This window comes from Klebsiella sp. CN_Kp113 (genome assembly GCF_040064585.1).
Taxonomy (GTDB): Bacteria; Pseudomonadota; Gammaproteobacteria; order Enterobacterales; family Enterobacteriaceae; genus Klebsiella; species Klebsiella michiganensis.
Map to the genome: position 1 here is coordinate 36,907 of NZ_JBEAID010000017.1, position 25,633 is coordinate 62,539.

Here is a 25,633-nt window from a genome sequence, read left to right on the forward strand (position 1 = left end):
TAATAATTGCGAATCAGCTTACTCCGGACACCTTATGTGCTATAACAGCGCGCATAAAAAACATAAGGTGTTAATTAAATGAAAAAAATAAAATTAATTGTTGGTGGCGTGATCTGTGCAAGTTATTTATTTACGTCAGTGTTATCAATGGCAAGTGATAATATCAACAACCATACCGTTCATTTTGATAAAGGCAGCAACGGCACGATAATAAAAAGCACCGTGACCGGTGACGGTGTTAACGACTATACGCTGGAGGCGAAAGCGGGCCAGATGATGCATATCAATATGAACAGCCAGCGGCCGCATCCTTATTTCAATGTTATCGCTCCTGATAATAATTCGATTTTTAACGGTTCTCTGAGCGGTGATACCTTTGAGCAACGTCTGATGAGCAGCGGTAAATATACGGTGCGGGTTTATCAGATGGGCGGAGCGCGCGATGAAAGGAAAACCAGCGCTTACGCGCTGACGTTTAAAATTACCGACTAATATTTGGCGGCTGTCTATTCAGGCTGTCCCGGAGGCGGCGGGCTGCGCCTGTCCGGGCTACCGGCCCGCAGACGGCGGGGAACCCGTAGCCCGGTCAGCGCAGCGCCACTGGGGAAACAAAGCGCAGAGTGGCTGAATTTCCCGGAGGCGATGCTGCGCATTTGTCCGGGCTACCGGCCCGCAGACGGCGGTGGACCCGTAGCCCGGTCAGCGCAGCGCCACCGGGAAACAAAGCGCAGAGTGTTGCAGAGGGGCCTGTTCCCGGGTTAAAGCCCTTCGGTGACGATTTTTGCCGCCGCGGCTAACACCTCTTTGCGGCTTTTCGCATCCTGCTGCGGCTGGGTAAAATAGGTCACCAGCACCAGCGGGGCATGATTTTCCGGCCAGATCACCGCGATATCGTTGGTGGTGCCGTAATCTCCGCCGCCGGTTTTATCCCCGACCACCCAGCTTGCGGGCAGGCCTGCGCGAATGCTTTGCCCGCCGGTGGTATTGCCTTTTAGCCACGTCACTAACTGGGCGCGCTGCTGTTCGCCCAGCGCATTGCCCAGCGTCAGCTTGCGCAGGCTTTCGGCCATCGCCAACGGGGTGGTGGTATCGCGCTTATCGCCGGGAATCGCGCTGTTCAGCGCCGGCTCCGTACGATCGAGACGAAAAGTGACATCCCCGATACTCTGGGCGAATGCGGTCACCTTTTCCGGTCCGCCAAGGTAGCTAATCATCTTATTCATCGCGGTATTGTCGCTGTACTGCAGCGCCGCCGCGCTGAGTTCCGCCAGGGTCATTCCGCTTTGCAGATGTTTTTCGGTGATCGGGCTCCAGACCACTAAATCCGATTTTTTAATCTCCAGCCTTTTATTCACCACCTCTGGATTGCTTTCGCTCTGTTTTAACACCGCGGCGGCGGCCATCACTTTACCGGTGCTGCACATGGCAAAACGTTCATCGCCGCGATAGAGGGTTTGCGAATCATCTGCCGTGTTAATCAGCGCTACGCCCAGCCGACCGCCGGAACGTTTTTCTAAATCAGCCAGCTTTTGCTGGATAGCATCGGCACTGGCCCATAATGAACCGCTCGCCAGCAGCAGCGGAACGGCGGCGGCGGCCATCAGGGCGGTTTTACGCCACGAACTTTTCAACATCTCAGACTCCTTGATAGTGATGAGCTGCCCGGACTATCCGCGACTCCCGCGCTTTTGACAAGCACTGTGTCGATGATGGAATTCCATCATAAATTCGTTATTCGTCCTCCTCTGCGCCTGCTTATAGTGTCTCTCCCCGGCAAAATAAAATCAGGAGCCGCTATGTTCCCGTCACAGTTACCAAAACCGCGCCATCCCGCCGCCTCGGCGATCCCCTCGCTGCGCTGGGCCATTATTGGCCCCGGCTGGATTGCCGAGCGCTTTGTGAAATCGTTAAAAGAGCTCAGCCGCCAGCGGGTGGTTGCCGTCTCCTCGCGCACGCAGCAAAAAGCCGACGATTTCGCCGCCCGCTGGGGGATCCCGCAGGCTTACGCTCAGGTGGATGAGATGCTGGCGCGACCGGATATTGATGCGGTTTACGTTGCCACGCCGCATAACCACCACTTTCCCGACGGGCTGCGGGTGCTGCAGGCGGGCAAACATGTGCTGATTGAAAAGCCGTTTGCGCTGAACCGGCGGGAAGGCGCGGCGCTGAAAGCGGAGGCCATGAAGCAGGGGACGCTGGCGATGGAGGCGATGTGGTGCGACTACGCGCCGAAGTATGACGTGATTCGCCAGCTGCTGGAGGACGGCGTGCTGGGCGATCTGCACACGCTGCTCGCCGATCACGGCGAGTTTTTTACCCCGGATCATCGCATTTTTAATGCCGATCTCGCCGGCGGGCCGATGATGGATCTCGGCAGCTATCTGACCTCATTCTGCGTGATGGTCGGCGGCGTGCCGCAGGACATTATCGCCCGCGGGCGTCCCGCCCAAAGAGGCGTCAACGGGCAGATTTCGATGCTGTTTAACTGGGAAAACGGCTTACAGGGATTGCTCAATACCACCCTGTTCAGCAACACGCCGGGCGGCGCGGTGGTGGCCGGGCGCGATGCGACCCTTACCCTCGACGGGCAGTTCTACGCGCCGGGGAATTTTACCCTCGCCGCCAGCCAGGGCGGGCAGGTGCTGCGCTGGGAGGAGCCGCGCAACCGCTACGACCAGCTGTTTTATCAGGCCGAACATTTTGCCTGGTGCGTGGGGCAAGGGCTTGCGGACTCGCCGATCCGCCCGCTGGCCAGGGTGTTGGAAAACCTGAGCGTGATGGACGAAGTGCGGCGGCAGATTGGCGTGATATTTAACGAGGAGCGTTAACGGCGCGCCGTTGCCCCGTATGCCGACCGCATACGGGGCTTTTTTACGCCAGCGGTTCGACGCTGACAAACTGCCCTTGCCGCAGGGAAAGCACGGCGGCTTCGGCGATAGCCTGCGCCCGCAGCCCGTCCAGCAGCCCCGGCAGGTCCGGCACCGCTTCTCCGCCTAGCGAGCGGACAAAAGCATCCAGATGCGCGTAGTACGACCCCTCGACGCGACTGAACCAGTCCGGATAGAGGCCGGGCTGAATGCAGCGCGCTCCCTGCCACAGCGTGACGCCGCGCGATGCCTGACTGCCGGACTCTATCACCCCCTGCGGGCCAAGCAGGCTAATGCGCTCATCGTAGCCGTGGCCGGTGCGCCGGGTGTTGTCCAGCTGCGCCAGCGCGCCGCCGCGCATCCGCAGCATGACAATAGAGGTATCGACATCGTCGAATTCGGCAATTTCCGCCAGCGCCAGCGCAGCCCCCAGCGCGGCGACGGTCGTCACTTCATCACCGGTAAGAAAGCGCAGCAGGTCAAAGAAGTGAATCGCCTGGTCGCGCATCTGGCCGCCGGAGCTGCGCAGATATTCCAGCGGCGGCATAACCGATGCCCGACACACCATCTGAACCAGTTCGATTTGGCCAATCGCGCCCGCCTCGATCTCCCGGCGCAGCTGCTGGTGGCTGGCGTCGAAACGGCGGTTAAAGCCAACGGTCACCGGTACCCCGAGCGGCAGCACTTTCTCGACGACCTGGCGGGCGCGGGCCAGCGAAAGATCGATCGGTTTTTCGCAGTAGGCCGCTTTTCCCGCGCGCGCGGCGGCTTCCAGCAGCGCCGCGTGTGAAGGCGTCGAGCTGGCGATCAGTACCGCGTCAATGGCGTCGCTATTGATGGCCTCGGCGACGGTTACCGCCCGCGCGCCGTAGCGGGAAGCCAGCGCTTTCGCCCGCTCGGGATCGGCGTCGGCCACCATGGCCAGAACGGTCCGCTCATGCCGAGCGAGGCTGGCGGCGTGAACCTGGCCAATAAAACCGCTGCCCAACAATGCAAAACGAATGCAGGTCATTTTTTTCTCCAGAAAGAGGGATTTAGCGTTGCCAAAGTAATCCGTTTGCTACACTGACCGACACACGCGTTTTGATGGATTTCCATCATGGGGGAGACGATGAAAAGCATTTCGCTGGAGGCGCTGGCTAAACGGATTGGCGTGGGCGTCGCGACCGTTGACCGGGTGCTTAACGAACGCGGCGGCGTGTCGCCGGAAACCACGCGCAGGGTGCTGGAGGCCGCGCGGGAGGCCGGGCTGAAGCGCATTCTGCCGGAAGAGCGCCGTCTCCCGTGGCAAATAGAAGTGTTTCTCAGCGATAACGATTCGCGCTTTTTCTCCCGTCTGACGCAGGATTTCGCCGACGTGGCGGATAGCCTTGGCTATCGCCGACTGACGCTGCACCGCACGCTGGTGGCGGAGTCCGCGCCGGAAAAGCTGGCGAAAAGCCTTATCCGCAGCAGCAAAAAGCGCCATGCGATAATTGTCTTTGGCAACGAACATCCGCGGGTCTATGACGCCTTGCGCCAGTGTCGCGAGGCGAACGTGCCGGTGATTACGCTGGTCACCGATCTCCCCGGCGCGCAGAGGCTTTGTCACGTCGGGATCGATCAGCAGCAGGCCGGCCGCACCGCGGGCAGGATGATGGGGTTAATGGCGCACCGTCCTGGAGAAGTGCTGATGCTCAGCGGGCGCCAGGACTTCAGCGCTCATCGCTTACGGATTCAGGGATTTCGCGAGGTGATTAGCCAGCGCTTTCCGCATCTGCTGCTGGGCGAGGTTTTGGCGGGGGAGGACAACCGACAGCGAATCGACCGCGTGCTGGAAGAGGCCCTGCGCCGCAACCGCGACGTGGTGGGCATCTACAATACCGGGCTGGGCAACACGCAGGTGGCGCAGGCGCTGGCTCGCCATCGCCGCTACGGCGAGTGCTGCTGGATGACCCATGAACGCTACAGCACCACCCGTGAACAGCTGGCCCTGGGGGGAATGGCGCTGACGATCGATCAAAACCCGCGCCAGCATGCCCGTCTGGCGGTGGAGCTGGCCCTGCGCCATCTGGAAACCGGCTATCAGCCGCATCTCTTCAGCGACGGCAAGGTCGAATTTATCCTTTACAGCGCTGAAAACGTCGACTGAGCGTCCGCCGCCCGCGGGTCGACATCCCCTTTTACACCCTATCTCCTGTCTCGTTTTAAACCGCTGCCGCTATCGGCGCGCCGCGCGGCAAACCGTCGCCTGCCTCTCATTTTTTGCGCATTTATGCGTCAATGTTAGATGTGTGTCAAAGTTCTGTTAACACGCAGTTTTAAAATTTTCATTTCAGTTATTTACTTATAAAAGTTTCATATGTGTTGTTAATGAAATAAATGGTCTGGAATTTTTCTTCCGCTATAAATGGACTAATGTTTCAAAAAACCATTTTAAAACAACTGAATTTTGTGATTTCGATCAACAACAAAAAATGCACCAGCGCGCGGGCTGTTTTTTCAAAAAGCTGGAAAAGCAGGCGCTTAACGCACAATTAATGAAACTATTTTTTCATTTTACCTTACCTAACCGATGTACCTGAAAATAAAGGATCAACGATGAATATTAAGAAAACGGTTGTTGCCTCTTTGATAGCCTGCATGCTGCCAGCGGTCGTGATGGCGAAAGATATTTCGGTCGGTGTTTCCATGGCGCTATTCGATGACAACTTCCTGACGATTCTGCGCACCGCAATGCAAAAAGAGATGCAAAAAGATGGCGTTAAGGCGCAGGTGGAAGATGCCAAAGGCGACGTCTCCCAGCAGCTACAGCAGGTGCAGAACTTTATTGGCCAGGGCGTCGACGCGATTATCGTCAACCCGGTCGACACCAACGCGGTCAAACCGATTATGGACCAGGCGACTAAAGCGGGCATTCCGCTGATCTTTGTTAACCGCCGCCCGCAGGCGCAGCTGACCGACAAAATGGCCTACGTTGGCTCCGACTCGGTGCTGGCGGGGCGCTTACAGATGGAAGCGTTAGCCAAAGCGATGAACGGCAAAGGGAACGTCGCCATTCTGCTCGGCGACCTGGCGAATGAATCGACCCGTGACCGCACCAAAGGCGTCGAAGAGGTGGTGGCGAAGTATCCGGATATCAAAATCGTGCAGAAGCAGACCGCGAAATTTACCCGCAACGATGCCGTTGACGTGGTCAGCAACTGGATGACCAGCGGCGAAGACATTCAGGCCATCGCCTCCAACAACGATGAAATGGCCATCGGCGCGCTGCAGGCGCTGGGTAAAAACCCGAACCATATCCTGATAGCCGGGGTGGACGGGACGCCGGATGCCCTGCAAATGCTCAAAAACGGCAAGATGATCGCCACGATTTTCCAGGATGCCAAAGGGCAGGGCGAAGGCGCGGTGGATGCCGCCATTAAGCTGGCCAACGGCGAGAAAGTGGAAAAGATCATCGATGTCCCTTACCAGCTGATCACCAAAGACAACATGGCTGAGTTCGTTAATCGCAACCAGAAATAGTCGCTCAGGGTACGGAGGTGAAGTATGAACGCTTTTGCACTTGAAGCCGAAGGGATCAGCAAATTCTTCCCCGGCGTGAAGGCGCTCGACAACGTCTCATTACGCGTGCGCCCGGGGACGGTGCACGCGCTGATGGGCGAAAACGGCGCCGGAAAATCCACGCTGATGAAATGCCTGATCGGGATCTACCGTCCCGATAAGGGCGCGATTCGCGTTAAAGGGGAGCCGGTCCAGTTTCAGGATACGATGGACGCGCTGCGCGCCGGGATCTCGATGATCCACCAGGAGCTGAATCTGGTGCCGCATATGACGGTGGCGGAAAATATCTGGCTCGGCCGCGAGCCGATGAAATACGGTTTTGTCGATCATCGCCAGCTTGCCCGCCAGACGCAGGATCTGCTGGATAAACTCAATATCCGGCTATCCGCCGACCGGCTGGTGGGGGAGTTAAGTATCGCCTCCCAGCAGATGGTGGAAATTGCCAAAGCGGTTTCGTGGAACGCGGATATTGTGATTATGGATGAGCCGACCTCGGCGTTAACCGAAAGCGAAGTGGCGCATCTGTTTACCATTATTCGCGATTTACGCCAGCAGGGAAAAGCCATTATTTATATCAGCCATAAAATGGATGAGATTTTCGCGATTACCGATGAGATCAGCGTATTTCGCGATGGCACCTGGGTCGGCAGTAAACATACCACCGAGTTTACCCGCCAGTCGCTGATCACCCAGATGGTCGGCCGGGAGCTCACCCAGCTCTTTCCCAAGTTCAATAACGCCATTGGCGAAGAGGTGCTGACCGTCCGCAATCTGTCGCGCAAGGGGGTCTTTCACGATATCAACTTTAGCGTACGCCGCGGCGAAATTCTCGGCGTGGCGGGGCTGGTGGGGGCCGGGCGTAGCGAAGTGATGGAGAGCCTGTTCGGCATGGATAAAGCCGATAGCGGCGAAGTGCTGATTGAGGGAGTGCCGGTCACGATTGACTCGCCTTCGACGGCGATTGAAAAAGGGATGGCGCTGCTGACGGAAGACCGCAAAAAGTCCGGACTGTTTCTCGTGCTGTCGGTGCTGGAGAATATGAGCATCGTCAAAATGCCGGAATATATCGGTAAAACCGGCTTTGTTCAGCACCTCAAAATGGCCGAAGACTGCATGGAGCAGATCCGCCGCCTGAATATTAAAACCCCCACCATGGATCAGATTATTAATAACCTCAGCGGCGGTAATCAGCAGAAGGTACTGATTGCCCGCTGGCTGCTGGCCCAGCCGAAAATACTGATTCTCGATGAGCCGACGCGCGGAATCGACGTCGGGGCGAAAGCGGAAATTTACCATCTGATCAGCGAGCTGGCCAACCGCGGCGTGGCGGTGATTATGGTCTCTTCAGAATTGCCGGAGATTCTCGGGATGAGCGATCGGGTGATGGTCATGCATGAAGGGCGTATTACCGGCATCCTCAATAAAGAGGACGCCGACCAGGAAACCATTTTGTCGTTGGCATCCCATTGAGGCACAGAGAATGAGCAATATGAAAATAACGGCGACCCCGATCACTGAGAAACCCTCTTTCTTTGGGCAATTACGCCACCGGCTGCCGAAAGATACCGGGATATTTATCGTCATGCTGGTGATTGCCCTGACGTTTGAAATTGCCGGCTGGTACGTCCGCGACCAGTCCTTTTTATTAAACACCAATCGCCTGATATTAATTGTTTTGCAGGTAGCGATTATCGGTATTATCGCCGTCGGGGTCACCCAGGTCATTATTACCACCGGCATTGACCTCTCCTCCGGCTCGGTGATCGCTCTCGCCGCCGTGGTGGCGGCAAGCCTCGCGCAAACCTCCGATAGCCTGTCGCCGATGTTCCCGTCGCTGGTCAATATGCCGGCGATTATCCCGATTGGCGCCGGCATCGGCGTCGGTCTTCTGTGCGGCTTAACCAACGGTTTTCTGGTGACCCGCACCGGCATCCCGCCGTTTATCGCGACGCTTGGAATGATGGTGTCGGCGCGCGGTCTGGCGCAGTACTACACCCAGGGCAACCCAATCAGCTTCTTATCCGACAGCTTTACCGCCATCGGCCAGGGGGCGATGCCGGTGATTATTTTCTTCGTCGTCGCCGCGGTCTTCCATATCGCCCTGAAGCATACCCGCTACGGTAAATACGTTTACGCTATCGGCGGTAACATGACGTCGGCCAAGGTCTCCGGTATCAACGTGAATAAATACCTGGTGATCGTCTATGCCATCGCCGGGGCGCTCTCCGGCCTGGCGGGCGTGGTGCTGGCGGCGCGCGTCAGCAGCGGGCAGTCGAGCATGGGCATGTCCTACGAACTGGATGCTATCGCCGCGGCGGTTATCGGCGGCAGCAGCCTGATGGGCGGGGTGGGGCGCATCACCGGGACCTTAATCGGCGCGATGATCCTTGGCCTGATTAAAAGCGGGTTTACCTTTGTCGGCGTCGATGCCTACGTGCAGGATATTATCAAAGGCATCATTATCGTCGCGGCGGTGACTATCGATATGCGCCGCAACCGCAAAAAGCATTGATCGGCAATAGCCCACGGCCTTGGCTGGCGTGGGCTGTATCGCGCTTTACGTCGCGCCGCAAGCGGGCTCATCCGCGGCAAGACGTAAACTGTTGAGCAGCACGTTCGCCCCTTTCTCCGCCCATTCCGGCAGAATGTTCTCCGCTTCGTTATGGCTAATTCCCTTCTCGCAGGGAATGAAAATCATGCTGGCGGGCGCGACCTTGCTGATATAGCAGGTATCGTGCCCGGCGCCGGAAACCATGGTTCGCGCGCTATAGCCCAGTTCGTCCGCCGCCCGCTGGCTGCGCGCCAGACATCCGGTATCAAAGGCAATGGGCGCGTAATCAAAAATACGCTCGACGTTTGCCGTCACGCCGCGCGCCGCCAGCGCTTCAGCGGCGCGATGCAGGGCGAGTTCCATCGCTTCCAGCGCCGGGGATTGCGGATGACGAAACTCGACGCTGCACGCCACGCCTCCCGGCACCACGTTGCGCGATCCCGGAATGACCTGCGCCATGCCGATAGTCGCACGCCCGTCTGGATTATGGGCGATACCGATTTGCTCCACCGCCAGCGCCAGCTCGGCGAAGGCGGTCAGCGCGTCGCGGCGGCTGCCCATCGGCGTGGTTCCTGCGTGGGCGGAAAAGCCCTCCAGAGTGACGTTGAACCAGCGCTGGCCCATTGCCGCGTGAACGAGGCCGATATCAACGCCTTCTTCTTCCAGAATCGGCCCTTGTTCGATATGCACTTCGTAGCAGGCGTGGAGCGGGAAGGCGGCGGCAGGACGCTCCCCGCGATAGCCGATAGCCTCCAGCGCCGCGCCAACGCTGATGCCGTCGCGATCTTCGCGGGCGAGGGCGAAAGCTTCGCTAAACTGCCCGGCCCACACGCCGGACGCCAGCATCGCCGGGGCAAAGCGCGCGCCTTCTTCGTTGGTCCAGTTCACCAGCACGATATCGCGTTCGGTCTCAATGCCGCGATCGTTCAGCGTGCTCAGCGCCTCCAGCCCGGCGAGGACGCCGTAAATGCCGTCATAGCGGCCGCCGAGCGGCTGGGAGTCGACGTGGGAACCGGTCAGCACCGGGGCTAACTGCGAATTTTTACCGGCGCGGCGAATAAACATATTGCCCATGCTGTCGACGTCGCAGGGAAAGCCGGCCTCCTGAGCCCACTGGCGCAGCAGGTCGCGCGCCTGACGATCCTCTTCGCTGAGCGCCAGCCGGGTCACGCCGCCCGCCGGCGTGGCGCCGAGCAGCGCCATCTCGTTGAGCGTCGACCACAGACGTGCGCCGTTGACGGTTATCATGACTTGTCCTTTTGCACGCGATAGCGGAAGTCGCAGCATTTACCGCCCTGCATGATGGTGGTGGTGCGGGTCAGCTCCACGTCCGGGGCGTAGCCGACGATAAATTTATCGTCGCGGGCGCAGGAGAGCAGGTGGCCAATCTCGCCGAGGCCCATTTCGTGGTACATCTCGGCGTAGCGGCAGCGGTTCACGTTGTAGTTATACTGCTGGTCGTCGGCGTCCAGCACCGTGACTTCCAGGGCGTTATCTTTCTCCCACAGATACTGCAGCGCGACAAAGCTCTGGATATCCGCACCGTTCGGCTCCTGGCGGGCAAACGCTTTTCCCGCCTCAATGGCGGCGTTTTCAATCGCTTCGCCGATGACCGCCTGGGCGCGAGCTTTCCCTATCTCGCGCACCAGGATGGCGTAAATCGGCTTGATTATTTCTGCTTCAATTTTGCGGCGGGCGAGAATGCCCAGCTCGTTATTATCACTCATCACATTGCCTCACTGCGTTACTTCGTTGTTGCGCCGCCGAGTACGGTTTGCGGCTGCCATTTTCCGTCGACGACTTTATAAACGGTAAAGGTTGGCGATTTCAGGTTGCCCTCTTTATCAAAGGCGATTTGTCCGGTCACGCCGGCGTAGTTAATGGCGCGCAGGGCGGGCAGATAGTCGGCAGGGTCGACGGAGTCGGCTTTTTCCATCGCCGCGACCAGCACGCGGGTAGCGTCATAGGCGAACGGCGCGTGCAGTTCGATATGGGTGTGATAGCGCGACTGGTAGGCCTGCTCGAAGGCTTTACCGCCCGGCATCTGCTCGACCGGCAGCCCCGGCTCCAGCGCCACCACGCCGTCGCCCTCTTTTTGCGCCAGCTGGAGGAAGGTCTGGCTAACGAAGCCGCCTGCGCCCATCAGGGTGGCGTTCATACCCAGCTGTTTGATGCGGCGCGCCAGCGGGGCGGCCTGGCTATCGACGCCGCCAAAGAAAATCAGGTCGGCGTTTTTGCTGCGGATCGCGGTCAGCACGGCGCTGAAGTCGACGGTTTTGTCATCGACGTACTGGCGGTCGACGATGTTGATTCCCTGCGCTTCCAGCGACTTAATAAACTCATCCGCCAGCCCCTGGCCGAAGGCGGTACGGTCATCGATGACCGCGATGCGTTTGGCCTTCAGGGTTTGTACCGCGTACTGTCCGGCAAACTGCCCGCCGTCATCGTCGTGGCCCATCACGCGGAAGCTGGTGTCGAAACCCTGTTTGGTGTAGGCGTGCCCGGTGGCGACCGGCGCGACCTGGGCGATGCCCGCATCGTGATAAACCCGCGCAGCGGGAATGCTGGTGCCGGTGTTCCAGTGGCCGACGACGCCCGCGACGCCGCTATCCACCAGACGCTGGGCGACGGCAACGGCGGTGCGTGGGTCGGACTGATCGTCTTCCGATTGCAGCTTGAAGGTTACCGCCTTGCCGCCGATGGTCGGGTGCTGCTTGTTGATATCGTCAATCGCCAGCTGCGCGCCGTTTTCCAGATCCTTGCCGATACGCGCGGAAGGGCCGGTGAGCGGGCCAGCCAGGCCGATAATAACGGTTTCGCTGGCCGCGGACCACGCGGCGGATGAGGCAAAACCACTGAGCAGAATAGCGGCGCTGAGCGCGCTGATTTTTACGGTTTTCATTGTTTTTCCCTGATGCTGGTTGGTGTGTTAAACGGGCATTTCGCCCAAATAAATCTGTGCAATACGATCGTCGGCCAGCAGCGTCTGCGACGGACCGCGCTCGACGATGCTGCCGCTATCCATTACCCAGGCGCTGTCGGTCGCCTCCAGCGCCAGACGTGCGTTCTGCTCGATCAGCAGCAGCGCGACGCCGCGCTGGCGCAGGGTGGCGATAACGCGAAAAATGTTCTCGACCATCAGCGGCGCCAGGCCCATTGACGGCTCGTCGAGGATCAGCAGGCGCGGCTGGCTGAGCAGGGCGCGGTTGAGCGCCAGCAGCTGCTGTTCACCGCCGGAGAGCAGCCCCGCCAGCTGATGCTGGCGTTCGGCGAGGCGCGGGAAATTAGCGAAGATGGCGCCCATCTCCTGCTTTACCGCCGCCGCGTCGCGTCGGAGCCAGGCGCCCATTTGCAGGTTTTCCAGCACCGTCATGCGCGCAAAGATGCCGCGTCCTTCCGGCACCATCACGAGACCTTCGCGCAACAGGGATTCGGCCCGACGTTTGCGGATCGGCTTGCCGTTAAACAGAATTTCGCCGCGAAAGGGTTCCAGCCCGGTAATGGCGCGGACGGTGGAGCTTTTGCCCGCGCCGTTGGCGCCGATAAGCGTGGTCTGCTCGCCCTCTTTCACGCTGAATGAGACGTCGCGCACCGCCTGGATGCCGCCGTAGTGGACGCTAAGCTGGTTAACGGTTAATAAATCAGACATGGACATTGCCTCCCAGCCAGGCGGCGATCACCGCCGGATCGCGGCGTACGGTATCCGGCGTGCCGCTGGTTAACGTTTTGCCGTAATCCAGCACCATCAGGCGATCGCAGATCCCCATCACCAGCTTGACGTCATGCTCGATCATCAGCAGCGTTTTGCCGTCGTCGCGAATGCGCAGCAGCAGTTCGCCAAGGGCCATCTTCTCGGCGGCGTTCATCCCGGCCGCCGGTTCATCCAGCGCCAGCAGGCGCGGTTCGGTGGCCAGCGCGCGGGCAATCTCCAGCCGCCGCTGGTGGCCGTAGGCGAGGTCGCAGGCGCGATAGTGGGCGAACTGCGCGATGCCGGTATAGTCCAGCAGGTGCCAGGCCAGCTCGCGGGTTTGCGTCTCCTCGGCGCGGGCGCGTTTATGACGGGAGATCGCGGCCCACAGGCCGTTGCGGGTGCGGACATGGCGGCCCACCATGACGTTTTCCAGTACCGACATGTCGTTAAACAGCCGCACGTTCTGGAAGGTGCGGGCGATGCCCGCGGCGGTCACTTTCTCAATATTGTTCGGAGAATAGGCTTCGCCGCCGATAGCGAACTCGCCGCTGTCCGCCGGGTAGAGCCCGGTAATCAGGTTAAAGCAGGTGGTTTTCCCCGCGCCGTTGGGGCCGATCAGGCCGTAGATTTCACCCTGATTAATGCTCAGCGATACGTTGTCGACCGCCGTCAGACCGCCGAAACGCTTCGTCATATGGCGTACGCTTAACAGGCTCATGCTTTCGCTCCTTGATGTCGCGCGGGCCAGATGCCCTGAGGGCGCAGCAGCATGACCAGCACCAGCGCCAGGCCGTAGAACAGCTGGCGCAGCACTTCCGGGTCAATCAGCACTTCGCCAAACAGCGCCTGCTGTACCGGCGCCGCCTGGCTGCGCAGCAGCTCCGGCAGCGCGGTCAGCAGCACCGCGCCTAGGATCACGCCGGGGATATGCCCCATCCCGCCCAGCACCACCATCGCCAGGACCGCTATCGACTCCTGCAGGGTAAAAGATTCCGGTGAAACGAAGCCCTGAAATGCGCCGAACAGCGCGCCCGCCACGCCGCCGAATGAGGCGCCGATAGCGAAAGCCAGCAGTTTGTAGTTCCGCAGGTTGATGCCCATCGCGCGGGCGACGTCTTCATCCTCGCGGATGGCGTGCCAGGCCCGGCCAATGCGCGAATGCTGCAGCCGCAGGCAGACGAAAATAATCGCCACAATCACCAGCATCAGCAGGTAGTACCACAGCCACAGCGCCGGGACTTTAAAGCCAAACCAGTGATAAACGCCGCTAAACTTGAGGCCGAACAGATTCAGCGAATCGACCCCGGAAATGCCTTTTGCGCCGTTGGTGATGTTGACCGGACGGTCGAGGTTGCGCATCAGGATGCGGATAATTTCGCCGAACCCGAGGGTGACGATGGCCAGATAGTCGCCGCGTAGCTTCAGCGTCGGCGCGCCCAGCACGATACCGCAGCCTGCCGCCACCAGCGCGGCGAGCGGAATAATCACCAGCCAGGAGGTGTGCAGGCCGTCCGGAAACCAACTATTTAAAATCGGGAAGACGTCCAGTAGATGCGGTGAGGCCAGCAGCGCCGCCAGATACGCGCCGACGGCGTAAAAGGCGATAAAGCCCATATCCAGCAGGCCGGTGTAGCCGACCACAATATTCAGCCCCAGCGCCAGCATAACGTAGAGCAGGGCGAAGTCGATGACCCGCACCCAGTAGTTGCCGCCGAGCTGGCTGGCGACCATCGGCGCTACCAGCAGCGCGCAGACCAACAGGGTCATCCCGGACCAGAAGCGGCGGGAGACGACAGGCGTATCGAGTTGTGCCGTTGTCATGATTTTTCTCCTAAGCCCGGTGCGCGACGCGTTCGCCGAGCAAACCGGCAGGGCGGAGGACCAGCACCAGGATCAGCACCATAAAGGCGAAAATATCCTGGTAGTTGCTGCCGAAGACGCCGTGGGTCAGGTCGCCGAGATAGCCTGCGCCAAGGGATTCGATAAGGCCCAGCAGCAGGCCGCCGATCATCGCGCCACGAATATTGCCGATGCCGCCGAGCACCGCGGCGGTAAAGGCTTTAATGCCGGGCAGAAAGCCCATGGAGAAGCTGGCATTGCCGTAGTTGCTGGCCATCATCACGCCAGCCAGCGCGGCGAATATGCCGCCGATGGCGAAAGTGAGGGCGATAATTGCGTTAGGATTAACGCCCATTAGCGTGGCGATGCGCGGATTTTCCGCTACCGCGCGCATACCGCGACCTAAACGGGTGTACTCCACCAGCAGCCACAGGCCAAGCATCACCGCGAAGGCCAGCGCGACGGTGACGATTCCGGTGACGGTAACGAGAGCCGGTGGATGCGCTGCGTTGCCGTGGGTCACGGCGATCGCATCCATTGGCAGGATCTGCGGGAACATCAGCGGATTGCGCGACCAGACGATCATCGCCACGGTTTGCAGCAGCACCGAGACGCCGATCCCGGAGATCAGCGGCGCCAGGCGCGGGGCGTTGCGCAGGCGGCGGTAGGCAAAGCGTTCGACCGCCATCGCCAGCAGGGCGCAGACCGTCATGGCCAGCAGCAGCGCCAGCCCGAGCTGCGCCAGCGGTGGCAGAGTAGGGAAATGCGCGTTCAGGGCGTGCATCCCGGAAAGGGTGGTCAACGCGCCGACCATCAGAATGTCGCCGTGGGCAAAGTTAATAATGCGCAGGATGCCGTACACCATGGTATAGCCGAGCGCGATCAGGGCGTAGATGCTGCCGAGCATGACCCCGTTGATGATTTGTTGTATGAGTGTGTCCAACTGATTGTTCCGACAAGATGCTCAAATAATAGCTACCATCCAACAAATGAATTAAATTGTAAAATACGCATATATTCTTTCTTATTATAAATGTGTGGTTAACTATCCTTATGATTTTAAATATAATTTAATAACTCGCCGGATAGCGCAATGCGCTAAGAAAATCAACATATGAAAAAAACAGAACAATCAGAAGCGCCGGTTAGCTGGTCGGAGAGTACGTTGGCCAACGATCCGCCGCTGCGGGCGGTGCGCGCCTTCGAGGCGATCGCACGCCTGGGCAGCGTGACCCTGGCGGCGCAGGAGCTGGCGATATCGCCTTCGGCGGTCAGTCATCAGCTTAAGGTGCTGGAGGGCTATTTGCAGATCCCGCTTACCGAACGGCAGGGGCGGCGGCTGACTCTCAGCCAGCAGGGGCGGGAGTATTATCGCTCGATCCGCGCGGCGTTTAACGTGCTGCGTCAGGCCACCGAGCATCTGGTCGAGCAGGTGCAAACCCAGCAGGTGACGATCAGCCTGATCCCGCTGTTTGGCATGGGCTGGTTTATTCCCCGCCTGCCGTCGTTCGTGCACGCGAACCCGCATACCGAAATCAACGTGGTTTATGCTAACCACCGCAACTATCTTAGCGACGCTTCCGATATGTCGATCCGCTTTGGCAACGGTCACTGGGTGGGCTATCAAAGCGAAAAGCTGATTTCCGGCAAAATGGTGCCGGTATGCAGCCAGGCCTTTTTGCGCCTGCACGGGCATATTGATACCCCGGAACAGCTGTTGCAGATGCCGCTGCTGCACGATGAGGAGCGCACGACCTGGAATCAGTGGTTTGTGCAGCAGGGCGTGAAGCGCCCGCCGCGCTCGACCGGGCCGCTGTTTGAGGATGGCCTGTTGACCCTGGCTGGCGTACAGGCAGGGCTGGGCTGCGCGCTCATGCGCGAGCCGCTGATCGCTCCCTATCTGAAGCGCGGTGAGCTGGTGAAAATCTTCGATGCGGCAATTGATGATGGCCGGGATTATTATCTCTGCGTGCGTCAGGATAGCGAGATGACTCCCAACGGTAAGCTATTGCAGAGCTGGCTACGCCAGCAGGCCCTCGGTTGATATTTACTTAAGAATTTACTTAATCCAGTTCACACTTTTGTTCGGTCGCCATTGTCATTACGCAGGGGCGCTTAGATAATCCGCCGAAATAACCCATTTTTATGATGGCGTGCTACTGCGAAAGCAGGCAAGACCAAAATAGAAATGCTCTCCCGCCAAGGGGAGCGTCTCTGTTTTGGTCTTTTTTTTTGCCCCAACACCAGGGAACACTATGAACTATAACGAAACAGCAGACAAAATCCTCCACGCGGTGGGCGGTGCGGAAAATATCCGCATGCTCACCCATTGCGCGACCCGGCTGCGCATGGAGTTCAATGACCGCGCAAAGGTTAACGATGCGCAGATTGGCTCCCTCCCCGGCGTGATCAGCGTGGTGGAGAAGGGCGGCCAGTTCCAGATTGTGATCGGCAACGAGGTGCAGCAGGTTTACCGGCGGCTTAATAAGGCGCTGCCGGAGAAGAAAGGCCCGGCAGGCGGCGATAAAAACGCGAAGCCGGCCAGCATCGTCGCCCGGATTATCAGCGTCATTTCGACCACCTTTACCCCGGTGATCCCGGCGATTACCGGCGCGGGGATGATTAAAGCGCTGCTGGCCATTCTCAAGCTCACGGGGGTGATTAGCGAAACCAGCTCGACGTATCAGCTGCTGAATATTATTGCCGACGCCGCCTTCTTCTTCCTGCCGGTGCTGCTGGCCTACGGCGCGTCGCTGAAGTTTGAATGCAATCCGATTCTGGCGATGACCCTCGCGGGCGTGCTGCTGCATCCGGGCATCGGCCAGATGCTGGCGGCCGGTAAAGCGGTCGATTTTGTCGGCATCAACGTCCTGCTTTCCGATTACGCCGGTTCGGTGCTGCCGATTATTCTGACCGTGTGGCTGATGTCGTGGGTGGAGCGCTTCGCCGAAAAAGTGTCGCCATCGATTATCAAGTTTTTCGTTAAGCCGATGCTGATTCTGCTGATTACCGCGCCGCTGGCGCTGGTGGTGGTCGGCCCGGCGGGCATTTTGCTTAACGATCTGGTCGCCGCCGGGGCGGGCGCTATCGACCGCCACGCCAGCTGGTTAATCCCGATGCTGATGGGCACCCTGCAGCCCTTCCTGATCATTACCGGCACCGCCTGGGCGATGACGCCGATCGCCACCGGTCAGCTGAGTAAAAGCGGTTACGAGATGATTAACGGCCCGGGGATGCTGGCATCCAACGTGGCGATGGGAGCGGCGACGCTGTGCGTGGCGCTGAAAACCAAAAATAGCAACCTGCGCCAGCTGGCCTCTTCGTCGGGCTTTACCGCGCTGCTGGGGATCACCGAACCGGCGCTGTACGGGGTGCTGCTCAAGTTCCGCCGGGTGCTGATTGCCGCGATGATCGGCGGCGGCTGCGCCGGGGTCTACGCCGGGGTGAGCGGGCTGGTGCGCTACGCGTTTGTCTCGCCAGGCCTCGCTGCGCTGCCGGCGTTTATCGGCGAAAACCCGATGAACATCGTCCATGCGCTGGTGACCTGCGCGATTTCCATCGTGGTGACCTTTACCCTGACCTGGTTTATCGCTTTTAAAGACGTTCCTGAGGAACAAGACGCGGTGAGCGAGACGCCGCAGCCTGCGGTCAGCCCGACAAGCGAGGGGGAGACGGAAGTATTCAGCCCGCTGCGCGGCCAGGTGGTGGCGCTCAGCGACGTGAACGACGACGTCTTTTCCGGCGGCCTGCTGGGCGAGGGGCTGGCGATTCGTCCCGAAGAAGGGGTACTGCGCGCGCCGTTTAGCGGCACGGTAATGATGTTTCTGCCCTCCTGCCACGCCGTTGGCCTGCAGAGCGACAGCGGTCTTGAGCTGCTGATCCATATCGGTATCGACACCGTCAATCTTAACGGCCAGCACTTTAGCTCTACGCTGAAGGTGGGTGATAAGGTGGAAGCGGGACAGGCGCTGATCCGCTTTGATATTCCCGCCATCGAACAGGCCGGATACGACCTGATTACCCCGGTGATTGTGGTCAACGGCGACGCGCAGCGCGCTCTGCGCCTCACCGCCGCCGCGCAGGTGGATTACGGCGAACCCCTGATGGTGCAATCCGCTAAGGAGGCGCAGGTATGATTTATCAACAGCAGGCCCGGTTCCCGGACGGTTTTCTGTGGGGCGCCTCCACCTCGGCCTATCAGGTTGAGGGCGCGTGGAATGAAGACGGTAAAGGGCCGTCGGTGGTCGACATGCTCAGCCATCCGCCGGGAACGGCGGACTTCCGCATCGCCAGCGACCACTATCACCGGGTGGAGGAGGACGTCGCGCTGATGGCGCAGATGGGGCTGAAGGCCTACCGTTTTTCGGTGGCCTGGTCGCGGGTGATACCTGACGGCGATGGCCCGGTGAATCCGGATGGGCTGGCCTTTTATCACCGCCTGATCGACGCCCTGACGCGCCACGGGATCACCCCCATCGTGACGCTCTACCACTTCGATCTGCCGTGGGCGCTGGAGCTAAAAGGCGGCTGGCTGAACCGCAAAACCGGGGAGGCATTCGTGCGCTATGCCAGGCTGCTGTTCAGCGAATTTGCCGCCAAAGTTCCGCTCTGGCTGACCATCAACGAACAGAACACCATGATTCTGCATCCCGGCGCGATTGGCGTGCCCGCCGATCGTGAACTGCCGGATAAGAAGGCGCTGTACCAGCAGAATCATCATATGATGCTGGCCCAGGCGCAGATCTTCGCCCTGTGCCACCGTGAGTTCCCCGGGCTGCGCATCGGCCCGGCGATAAACACCACGTCGATGTACGCCGAAAGCTGTAAGCCGGAGGACGCCATCGCCGCGCATAACTGGGAGACGCTGCGCTGCTGGAGCTTTTTGGATGTTGCGGTGCATGGGCGCTACAACGCCCTGGCGTGGGCCTATATGCAGGATCGCGGCCTTGCGCCGGAGGTGCAGCCGGAAGATGCGCTGATTTTGCAGCAGGGGAGGCCGGACTTTATCGCCATTAACTACTACTCGACCGCCACCATTGCCGCCAGCCGGGGCGACGGCGGCGACGTTGCGCCCCGCGCGGGCGATCAGCAAATTATGCTGGGCGAAGAGGGGGTTTATCGTCCGGCGGAAAATCCGTGGGTTGGCAAAACCCCCTACGGCTGGGTTGTTGACCCGGTGGGGCTGCGCCTGACGCTGCGTAAAGTGTGCGAGCGCTACGGTCTGCCGATTCTGATTAGCGAAAACGGGATGGGCGCGCCGGACAAGCTGGAGCATGACGGGACGGTAAATGATGACTATCGCATCGCCTTCTTACAGGCGCATATCGAGCAAATGCGGCTGGCGATAGCCGACGGCGTCGAGCTGATGGGCTACTGCCCGTGGGCGGCGATTGACGTGGTCAGCACTCACCAGGGATACGCCAAGCGCTACGGTTTTATTTATGTCGATCGCGGCGAGGATGACCTGAAGCACCTGCAAAGGATCCGCAAACGCAGCTTCTGGTGGTATAAGGATGTCATCGCGCAGAACGGCAACCACGACGAGTCGCAGAGATGATTGTTCAGAAGGTGCTCAATAATAGCCTCGTGCTCTCTACGGATGACGATAACAGGGAGGTTATCGTCATGGGGAAAGGCATTGGTTTCAATAGCAGACCCGGGGACGAGATCGCCCCGGAGAAGATAGAGAAGCTGTTCGTGACCCAGACGCTCGGCGCGCGCAGCGGCTATCTTGAGGCGCTCTCCGCCATTCCGGATGAGGTCATCGAAATGGCGGCGATGATTATTTCCCGCGCCAATCTGCAGCTCGCCGGCAAGGTTCGCGAGCAGATTTTCTTTACCCTCGCCGACCACCTGACCTTTGCCATCGAGCGCAGCCGTAAAGGGATCGCCATTCAAAATCGCCTGCTGCCGGAAGTCAGGCGTTTTTATCCGCAGCAATTCCGCGTCGCCAGCGAGGCGGTGACGATTATTCGTCAGCAGTACGGGATCGAACTACCGGAGGAGGAAGCCGGGAATATCGCCTTTCATCTGGTAAACGGCCAGAGCGAGGGCGACGACGTGGCGCAGACCATGCAGTCGGTGAAAATGCTGAAGGATATTTTTAATCTCGTGCAGTACCACTTTAAGCAGCAGATAGACACCGACTCGATAAACTACTCGCGCTTTCTGGTCCATATGCAGTTTTTCCTCCAGCGTTTACAGGAGGGGGAGCTGGACGGCGCGCGGGACAGTTTTCTGCTGGTGCAGGTGATTAAGGCGTATCCGGACGCATACCGCTGCGCGCTGCTAATCCGCGATTACGTCAAAGCCCAGCTCGATATCACCCTCGGCGGCAACGAGCTGCTGTGGCTCACCGTTCATCTGGTGCGGATCGCGGGACTGGATGCGTGATTGTGTTCTTTTAATGGGGCGTAATAGCCATTTCTGTTTTTTTTATGGGACATGAGCTCTTTGGAATGACTGAGTTGGCTCATTTGTAGTGTTCTATAAACAGGTTATAATCGCTAACTACGTTCTATTAATAAGACAAGAGAAGCATTATGGCAAAGCCGTCAACCCGAACCTACTCTCGTTACAGTCGCGATGCAGCACGGTTGCTGGGAATGATGATCCGCACCGCACGCATAGAATCCAGACTCACTATCGAGGAGCTGGCAGAACGTGCTGGCGTGTCGCGTGGGCTGGTTTATCGTGCTGAGGAAGGCGATATGGGATGTGCGATTGGCGCGGTATTTGAACTGGCGACAATAGTGGGCGTGCCGCTGTTTACGCCAGATCGTTCTGCTCTGGCGTTACATATTGCTAATGCAGAGAAAACGCTGTCATTAATGCCGCGTGCGGTTCATCACTCAAGGAAGGTGATAAATGATGACTTCTGAGAATAGCCTTGAGCAAGTGTATGTCTGGATCTGGCTGCCTGGAGCAACAGAACCCGTTGTCGCCGGAGTGTTAAGCAGAGACAACGGTCGGTTTATTTTCAACTACGGCCGCAGTTATCTGGAGCGGAAAGAGGCGATAGCGGTTTATGTGCCGGAGCTTCCTTTAGTCAGAGGCGCAATTGTACCTGCCCCTGGTTTGCAAGTGAAGTGGACAGAAAACTCTTCTGGGGAAGGATGTTTTTTAATCCTTTCATATTTGAAGGCGCGCCAGAAGAGATTTTGAGACTACGTAAGTCGTGGCTTTAACGCGCCCGGTGCCACTGCATTTTCAACGCGGCAAGACAAATAGTCCGTTAACGCGTTTCGATAACCTTTTAAACCTCCGTAGTATCACCGATGCCGAAACTGCAGCGTCGCCGGCAGGTAGCGCTGTAGCGGCTCAGGCGTATTGCCGTCAATCAGCTGGCTGATTAAATCGTAGCAGTGCCAGGCCAGCTGGCGGTTGTCCTGCTGGACGGTATCAATACGCAGCGACAGCGAATCATAGAGATAGTGATCGTCAAAACTTGCCAGGTGGATGTCTGAATCCAGCAAATGGTGCTGGCTCATATAGCGCAGCACCCCTTCCAGCAGACCACAGGCGGCGGTAAACAGCGCCTTTGGCGGCCGGCCCAGGCGCGCGCAGAGGGCGGCGAACATCTCATAGCCGGAGCTGGGGTGATAGTTGCCGTTGATCACCCACTCCGGGCGCAGCGCAATGCCCGCCTGAGTCAGACCCTGCGTAAACCCGGCCAGGCGATCGCGGGAGGGCGACAGACGCGGCTGGCCGCCTAAAAACCAGAACTCATCGTGATGCTGAGGCGCGATGCGGGAAATCAGCTCCGCCGTCGGGGTAATCGAATCGGTCATCACCAGCGGCAGCGCGCTTTCAGTAGGACAGCGATCAAACAGCACCACCGGTAGCTGTTCGCTGAGCTTCAGGTAGTCGGCATCGCTATGCATACAGGAGGCGACGATCAGGCCGTCGACCTGGCGGGCAATCATGTTATTGACCACCATGCTCTCCTGACCGGGGTTTTCGTCGGTACAGGAGATCAGCAGCTGGACGCCCGCTTCGCGGCACAGCATCTCCAGCTCATGGGAAAAGACCGCAAAGCCGTAGTTGGTGATCTCCGGCACCACCAGGCCGATGGTGTGGCTGCGGTTATCGCGCAGCGAGCGGGCGTGAATGCTCGGCTGATAGTGCTGCTCGCGGGCAATCGCCAGCACGCGTTCGCGCGTTTCCTGCGCCACGCGCAGCTCCTTGCCACGACCGTTCAGCACCAGGCTGGCGGTCGCTTTGGAAACGCCCGCCAGTTCGGCGATATCTTTAATGGTTACGCGTTTGGTTTTCATTACGACGCCATGAGCCTGAAAGCAAAACGCTTATTCTATCATGCATGTTCGCAGCGGCCAGTAGCAGAATGCATCCGGCGCGCTGCCGGAGAAAATCAGCTGCGCCGGATAATCCGGGAAGCAGCGGCTGCTCATCACCCCCTCGCCGTCGTTGATGAAAATCTCCACGCTCGACCGATCGATGAAAATCCGCAGCGAGCGCACCTCGCCGCGCCAGTAGCGATAGTGCATTTCGTCGCTGGCGAGGCTGCGTCGCGCCAGGCGGATACCGCTGGCGTCGCGCTCCAGGGTTAACGCGCCGCCGAAATCAAGGCTTAGCGCGTCGTCGCCGGCGGTTTGCAGGGCGATTTCCATCGGCGCCAGCGGCAGTGCGTTCCCCTGCCAGCCGTGCGCCTCCCCGCGCAGGGCGGTCAGCTCGCGCAGCGGACGCTGGTAGAGCCGGCCGTCGATAAATTCCAGCTCGCGCAGGCAGGTCATCTGGTGGATCCAGCCGCTGGCAAGCGTCGGCTGAAGCATCTCTTCACCGTCCGGGACGCCCATCCAGCCGACCAGCAGGCGGCGGCCATCGCTGGTGTGCATGGTTTGCGGGGCATAAAACTCAAACCCGGCGTCCAGCTCGTGCAGCTCGCCGTGTTTGAACGCGGCGCGGTCGTAGTCGACATCGCCGCTCATCCATACCGCCGGATAGGTATTGAGGAAGCGCTCTTCTTCGCGAGCAATCCCCTGTGGGCAGCAGATCAGAATATGCTGGTCGCCGAGCGGAAACAGATCCGGACACTCCCACATATAGCCCGCGTCGCTCAGGCCGTTAATGCCGTAGCCGGCGATTTCGCCCTCGCTGCGCCACTGATGAAGGTCCGGGGAGCTGAACAGCAGCACCTTACCGCGCTTTTGCCGATCCTGCGCTCCCAGTACCATGTACCAGCGGTCTTTATGCCGCCAGACCTTCGGGTCGCGCACGTGGCCGGTATAGCCCTCCGGCAGCGGCAGGACCGGACCGATTTTGCGGAAGGTACCGTCGGCGTTTTCCGTCGCCAGGCACTGCCACGCGGTTCGGCCGCCGTCGTCAAACTTCACGTTGCCGGTATAGCACAGGGTGAGCGTACCGTTGTTATCCACCGCGCTGCCGGAGTAGCAGCCGTTGCGGTCGTACTCTTCATCCGGCATCAGCGCAATAGGCTCATGCCGCCAGCGCAGCAGATCCTCTGAACTCCAGTGCGCCCAGCACTTGAACTTATGATCGCAGGCGAGCGGGTTCCACTGGTAGAACAGATGATAGCGCCCGGCAAACTCGACAAAGCCGTTGGGGTCGTTCATCAGCCCGGTCACCGGCGCATGGTGCCAGCGTGGATAATGGCTATCGGCCAGCGCGCGCGGCTGGCCCTGCATAACGGCCTGCAAAATCGCAGGCAGACGTGATGGTAGTGACATTATTCAGCGTCCGTTTTGTATTTCAGCAGCAGAGAGACGACGAAAGCGACGCCAAAGGCGATGACCATGCCGATAATGTAGTTCAGCAGCGAGCTGGCCTGCACGATGGCCATGCCGGGAATCGCCGTCAGGCCGACTGCGGTCATATAGACGTGCACTGACACGACCCACGCGCCGCCCGCCGCGCCGCCGATCAGCGCCGCGATAAACGGCTTCATGAAGCGTAAGTTGATACCAAAAATCGCCGCCTCGGTGATGCCCAGCATAGCGGAAAACGCCGAAGGCAGCGCAATGGCTTTGATTTTGACGTCTTTGGTTTTAAACCATACCGCCAGGCAGGCGCCGCCCTGGGCGACGTTGGCCATGGACCAGATCGGCAGCAGGAAGTTGACCCCGATGGACGGGTTGCCTAGCAGCCCGGCTTCGATGGCGTGGAAGCTGTGGTGAATACCGGTAATGACGATAACCGAATAGAGACCGCCAAACAGCAGCCCGGCGAGCCAGCCGGCGTGGCTAATCAGGGTGCTGAGGACAAACGAAATGCCGTCGCCGAGCGCGCGACCGGCCGGGCCGATAATCAGCAGGGCGATAAAACCGGAAATAATCACCGTCAGGAACGGCGTCAGGATCAGGTCCAGGGCATCGGGGATCGCGCGGCGCAGCTGCTTCTCAACGATGCTCATAAACCACACCGCCAGCAGAACCGGGAACACCGTCCCCTGATAGCCGATCATGGCGATTTCGAGGCCGAAGAAGTTCATGGTATGGAAACCGGCGGCCACGCCCCAGGCGTTAGTCAGCGCCGGGTGGGTCAGAATGCCGCCGAGCGTCGCGCCGAGATAGGGGTTACCGCCGAATTCGCGGGCCGCGGTAAAGCCAATCAGGATCGGCAGAATGATAAACGCCGCCGAACTGCACATATCCAGCATGATGTAGAGGGCGTTGCTCGGGTCAACCCAGCCGTAGGTTTTGACCATCCCCAGCAGGCCCATCAGCAGGCCGGAGGCGACGATAGCCGGGATAATCGGTACGAAGATGTTCGACAGCAGGCGCGCGATGCGCTGGAAAGGATTAAGCTTTTTCGCCGCGATGTCGGCGGCCTCCGATTTGCTGGATTCGCTTATACCTGCCGCCTGAATAAAGGCGGCGTAGACTTTATTCACCACCCCTGTGCCGAAAATAATCTGCATCTGCCCGGCATTGCGGAAACAGCCCTTAACCCCTTCAATTTTACCGATAGCCTGCTGGTCGGCCAGCGCGTCATCGACCAGCACCAGGCGCAGGCGCGTGGCGCAGTGCGCGGCGCTGGCGATATTTTCCTTGCCTCCCAGAAGCGGAAGCAGCGAGCGGGAAATCTGTTCAAAATCCATAGTACCCTCTGAATGCGTAAAAAAATTCGTGTTGTCGTCCCGCGTTAACGGGGGCGCAGTCTCTG

Annotated in this window: 24 protein-coding genes; 12 read left to right on the forward strand and 12 right to left on the reverse strand. The window is 59.3% G+C overall.

The window, feature by feature from the left end; all coding sequences use genetic code 11:
* Positions 1-78 precede the first annotated feature (78 nt).
* Positions 79-492 carry a hypothetical protein gene (locus ABLV30_RS08635; protein WP_014228246.1) on the forward strand — a complete coding sequence of 138 codons (414 nt, stop codon included), beginning with the start codon at positions 79-81 and terminating at the stop codon, positions 490-492.
* Between the two features lie 266 nt (positions 493-758).
* Here the strand turns inward: ABLV30_RS08635 and ABLV30_RS08640 are convergent, their stop codons facing one another.
* A complete protein-coding gene (locus tag ABLV30_RS08640) occupies positions 759-1,634 on the reverse strand; it encodes an extended-spectrum class A beta-lactamase OXY-1-2 (protein ID WP_025107110.1) in 876 nt (291 codons plus the stop codon).
* 162 nt (positions 1,635-1,796) lie between these two features.
* Here ABLV30_RS08640 and ABLV30_RS08645 point away from each other — a divergent pair, with 162 nt between their 5' ends.
* The gene (locus tag ABLV30_RS08645; protein ID WP_064405447.1) at positions 1,797-2,828 is read left to right on the forward strand and encodes a Gfo/Idh/MocA family oxidoreductase; all 1,032 of its coding nucleotides are present in this window, start codon (positions 1,797-1,799) and stop codon (positions 2,826-2,828) included.
* A 43-nt stretch (positions 2,829-2,871) separates the two neighbouring features.
* Here ABLV30_RS08645 and ABLV30_RS08650 read toward each other — a convergent pair whose 3' ends face one another.
* Positions 2,872-3,879 carry a Gfo/Idh/MocA family oxidoreductase gene (locus tag ABLV30_RS08650; protein ID WP_182158103.1) on the reverse strand — a complete coding sequence of 336 codons (1,008 nt, stop codon included), beginning with the start codon at positions 3,877-3,879 and terminating at the stop codon, positions 2,872-2,874.
* A gap of 99 nt (positions 3,880-3,978) precedes the next feature.
* On the opposite strand from ABLV30_RS08650, the gene ABLV30_RS08655 reads away from it, so the two are divergent.
* From ABLV30_RS08655 to ABLV30_RS08670, 4 genes are all read left to right on the forward strand, one after another.
* Entirely contained in the window at positions 3,979-4,998 is a 1,020-nt protein-coding gene (locus ABLV30_RS08655; protein ID WP_046876920.1) for a LacI family DNA-binding transcriptional regulator, read from the forward strand.
* 449 nt (positions 4,999-5,447) lie between these two features.
* Positions 5,448-6,371, forward strand: a complete 924-nt coding sequence (locus ABLV30_RS08660) for a sugar ABC transporter substrate-binding protein (protein WP_004848507.1) — start codon at positions 5,448-5,450, stop codon at positions 6,369-6,371.
* Positions 6,372-6,395: 24 nt separating this feature from the next.
* On the forward strand, positions 6,396-7,880 hold the full coding sequence (locus ABLV30_RS08665; protein WP_004848509.1) for a sugar ABC transporter ATP-binding protein: 1,485 nt from the start codon (positions 6,396-6,398) through the stop codon (positions 7,878-7,880).
* 19 nt (positions 7,881-7,899) lie between these two features.
* Positions 7,900-8,922 carry an ABC transporter permease gene (locus ABLV30_RS08670; RefSeq protein WP_170873311.1) on the forward strand — a complete coding sequence of 341 codons (1,023 nt, stop codon included), beginning with the start codon at positions 7,900-7,902 and terminating at the stop codon, positions 8,920-8,922.
* 45 nt (positions 8,923-8,967) lie between these two features.
* On the opposite strand, the gene ABLV30_RS08675 is transcribed toward ABLV30_RS08670, so the two are convergent.
* From ABLV30_RS08675 to ABLV30_RS08705, 7 genes are read right to left on the reverse strand one after another with little or no spacing between them, the layout of a single operon-like run.
* Entirely contained in the window at positions 8,968-10,209 is a 1,242-nt protein-coding gene (locus ABLV30_RS08675; protein ID WP_049082174.1) for a Zn-dependent hydrolase, read from the reverse strand.
* On the reverse strand, positions 10,206-10,688 hold the full coding sequence (locus tag ABLV30_RS08680; RefSeq protein ID WP_025107105.1) for an L-2-amino-thiazoline-4-carboxylic acid hydrolase: 483 nt from the start codon (positions 10,686-10,688) through the stop codon (positions 10,206-10,208). The genes ABLV30_RS08675 and ABLV30_RS08680 overlap by 4 nt, the downstream gene beginning before the upstream one ends.
* A 17-nt stretch (positions 10,689-10,705) precedes the next feature.
* Positions 10,706-11,863, reverse strand: a complete 1,158-nt coding sequence (locus ABLV30_RS08685; protein ID WP_023320490.1) for a branched-chain amino acid ABC transporter substrate-binding protein — start codon at positions 11,861-11,863, stop codon at positions 10,706-10,708.
* 27 nt (positions 11,864-11,890) lie between these two features.
* Entirely contained in the window at positions 11,891-12,610 is a 720-nt protein-coding gene (locus ABLV30_RS08690; protein WP_046876916.1) for an ABC transporter ATP-binding protein, read from the reverse strand.
* Complete coding sequence (locus ABLV30_RS08695; RefSeq protein ID WP_025107103.1) at positions 12,603-13,370, reverse strand: ABC transporter ATP-binding protein; 768 nt, start codon at positions 13,368-13,370, stop codon at positions 12,603-12,605. Before ABLV30_RS08695 ends, ABLV30_RS08690 begins: the two co-directional genes overlap by 8 nt.
* Entirely contained in the window at positions 13,367-14,473 is a 1,107-nt protein-coding gene (locus tag ABLV30_RS08700) for an ABC transporter ATP-binding protein (RefSeq protein ID WP_046876915.1), read from the reverse strand. Before ABLV30_RS08700 ends, ABLV30_RS08695 begins: the two co-directional genes overlap by 4 nt.
* Before the next feature lie 10 nt (positions 14,474-14,483).
* On the reverse strand, positions 14,484-15,434 hold the full coding sequence (locus ABLV30_RS08705; protein ID WP_064405453.1) for a branched-chain amino acid ABC transporter permease: 951 nt from the start codon (positions 15,432-15,434) through the stop codon (positions 14,484-14,486).
* 171 nt (positions 15,435-15,605) lie between these two features.
* Between ABLV30_RS08705 and ABLV30_RS08710 the strand changes: the two genes are divergently transcribed.
* From ABLV30_RS08710 to ABLV30_RS08735, 6 genes are all read left to right on the forward strand, one after another.
* Complete coding sequence (locus tag ABLV30_RS08710; RefSeq protein WP_025107100.1) at positions 15,606-16,535, forward strand: LysR substrate-binding domain-containing protein; 930 nt, start codon at positions 15,606-15,608, stop codon at positions 16,533-16,535.
* Positions 16,536-16,746: 211 nt separating this feature from the next.
* Entirely contained in the window at positions 16,747-18,627 is a 1,881-nt protein-coding gene (locus ABLV30_RS08715) for a beta-glucoside-specific PTS transporter subunit IIABC (protein ID WP_348865590.1), read from the forward strand.
* Entirely contained in the window at positions 18,624-20,048 is a 1,425-nt protein-coding gene (locus ABLV30_RS08720; RefSeq protein ID WP_064405455.1) for a glycoside hydrolase family 1 protein, read from the forward strand. The genes ABLV30_RS08715 and ABLV30_RS08720 overlap by 4 nt, the downstream gene beginning before the upstream one ends.
* Positions 20,045-20,884 (forward strand): PRD domain-containing protein, encoded by an 840-nt coding sequence (locus tag ABLV30_RS08725; RefSeq protein ID WP_064405459.1) that lies wholly within the window; start codon positions 20,045-20,047, stop codon positions 20,882-20,884. The genes ABLV30_RS08720 and ABLV30_RS08725 overlap by 4 nt, the downstream gene beginning before the upstream one ends.
* 149 nt (positions 20,885-21,033) lie before the next feature.
* Complete coding sequence (locus ABLV30_RS08730) at positions 21,034-21,372, forward strand: helix-turn-helix transcriptional regulator (RefSeq protein WP_032694593.1); 339 nt, start codon at positions 21,034-21,036, stop codon at positions 21,370-21,372.
* Complete coding sequence (locus ABLV30_RS08735; protein WP_032748533.1) at positions 21,359-21,655, forward strand: hypothetical protein; 297 nt, start codon at positions 21,359-21,361, stop codon at positions 21,653-21,655. Before ABLV30_RS08730 ends, ABLV30_RS08735 begins: the two co-directional genes overlap by 14 nt.
* A gap of 107 nt (positions 21,656-21,762) precedes the next feature.
* Here ABLV30_RS08735 and ABLV30_RS08740 read toward each other — a convergent pair whose 3' ends face one another.
* From ABLV30_RS08740 to ABLV30_RS08750, 3 genes are read right to left on the reverse strand one after another with little or no spacing between them, the layout of a single operon-like run.
* On the reverse strand, positions 21,763-22,767 hold the full coding sequence (locus ABLV30_RS08740; protein ID WP_032694592.1) for a LacI family DNA-binding transcriptional regulator: 1,005 nt from the start codon (positions 22,765-22,767) through the stop codon (positions 21,763-21,765).
* A gap of 30 nt (positions 22,768-22,797) precedes the next feature.
* Entirely contained in the window at positions 22,798-24,198 is a 1,401-nt protein-coding gene (locus tag ABLV30_RS08745) for a sucrose-6-phosphate hydrolase (RefSeq protein WP_048261531.1), read from the reverse strand.
* On the reverse strand, positions 24,198-25,568 hold the full coding sequence (locus ABLV30_RS08750) for a sucrose-specific PTS transporter subunit IIBC (RefSeq protein WP_014837718.1): 1,371 nt from the start codon (positions 25,566-25,568) through the stop codon (positions 24,198-24,200). Before ABLV30_RS08750 ends, ABLV30_RS08745 begins: the two co-directional genes overlap by 1 nt.
* Positions 25,569-25,633: the final 65 nt, after the last annotated feature.

Coding starts and splice junctions, on each gene's coding strand:
- ABLV30_RS08635 (WP_014228246.1), top strand. CDS start 79: ATGAAAAAAATAAAATTAATTGTTGGTGGCGTGATCTGTGCAAGTTAT.
- ABLV30_RS08670 (WP_170873311.1), top strand. CDS start 7,900: ATGAAAATAACGGCGACCCCGATCACTGAGAAACCCTCTTTCTTTGGG.
- ABLV30_RS08710 (WP_025107100.1), top strand. CDS start 15,606: ATGAAAAAAACAGAACAATCAGAAGCGCCGGTTAGCTGGTCGGAGAGT.
- ABLV30_RS08640 (WP_025107110.1), bottom strand. CDS start 1,634: ATGTTGAAAAGTTCGTGGCGTAAAACCGCCCTGATGGCCGCCGCCGCC.
- ABLV30_RS08655 (WP_046876920.1), top strand. CDS start 3,979: ATGAAAAGCATTTCGCTGGAGGCGCTGGCTAAACGGATTGGCGTGGGC.
- ABLV30_RS08735 (WP_032748533.1), top strand. CDS start 21,359: ATGATGACTTCTGAGAATAGCCTTGAGCAAGTGTATGTCTGGATCTGG.
- ABLV30_RS08740 (WP_032694592.1), bottom strand. CDS start 22,767: ATGAAAACCAAACGCGTAACCATTAAAGATATCGCCGAACTGGCGGGC.
- ABLV30_RS08715 (WP_348865590.1), top strand. CDS start 16,747: ATGAACTATAACGAAACAGCAGACAAAATCCTCCACGCGGTGGGCGGT.
- ABLV30_RS08720 (WP_064405455.1), top strand. CDS start 18,624: ATGATTTATCAACAGCAGGCCCGGTTCCCGGACGGTTTTCTGTGGGGC.
- ABLV30_RS08725 (WP_064405459.1), top strand. CDS start 20,045: ATGATTGTTCAGAAGGTGCTCAATAATAGCCTCGTGCTCTCTACGGAT.
- ABLV30_RS08745 (WP_048261531.1), bottom strand. CDS start 24,198: ATGTCACTACCATCACGTCTGCCTGCGATTTTGCAGGCCGTTATGCAG.
- ABLV30_RS08730 (WP_032694593.1), top strand. CDS start 21,034: ATGGCAAAGCCGTCAACCCGAACCTACTCTCGTTACAGTCGCGATGCA.
- ABLV30_RS08665 (WP_004848509.1), top strand. CDS start 6,396: ATGAACGCTTTTGCACTTGAAGCCGAAGGGATCAGCAAATTCTTCCCC.
- ABLV30_RS08645 (WP_064405447.1), top strand. CDS start 1,797: ATGTTCCCGTCACAGTTACCAAAACCGCGCCATCCCGCCGCCTCGGCG.
- ABLV30_RS08685 (WP_023320490.1), bottom strand. CDS start 11,863: ATGAAAACCGTAAAAATCAGCGCGCTCAGCGCCGCTATTCTGCTCAGT.
- ABLV30_RS08675 (WP_049082174.1), bottom strand. CDS start 10,209: ATGATAACCGTCAACGGCGCACGTCTGTGGTCGACGCTCAACGAGATG.
- ABLV30_RS08700 (WP_046876915.1), bottom strand. CDS start 14,473: ATGACAACGGCACAACTCGATACGCCTGTCGTCTCCCGCCGCTTCTGG.
- ABLV30_RS08660 (WP_004848507.1), top strand. CDS start 5,448: ATGAATATTAAGAAAACGGTTGTTGCCTCTTTGATAGCCTGCATGCTG.
- ABLV30_RS08650 (WP_182158103.1), bottom strand. CDS start 3,879: ATGACCTGCATTCGTTTTGCATTGTTGGGCAGCGGTTTTATTGGCCAG.
- ABLV30_RS08695 (WP_025107103.1), bottom strand. CDS start 13,370: ATGAGCCTGTTAAGCGTACGCCATATGACGAAGCGTTTCGGCGGTCTG.
- ABLV30_RS08680 (WP_025107105.1), bottom strand. CDS start 10,688: ATGAGTGATAATAACGAGCTGGGCATTCTCGCCCGCCGCAAAATTGAA.
- ABLV30_RS08690 (WP_046876916.1), bottom strand. CDS start 12,610: ATGTCTGATTTATTAACCGTTAACCAGCTTAGCGTCCACTACGGCGGC.
- ABLV30_RS08750 (WP_014837718.1), bottom strand. CDS start 25,568: ATGGATTTTGAACAGATTTCCCGCTCGCTGCTTCCGCTTCTGGGAGGC.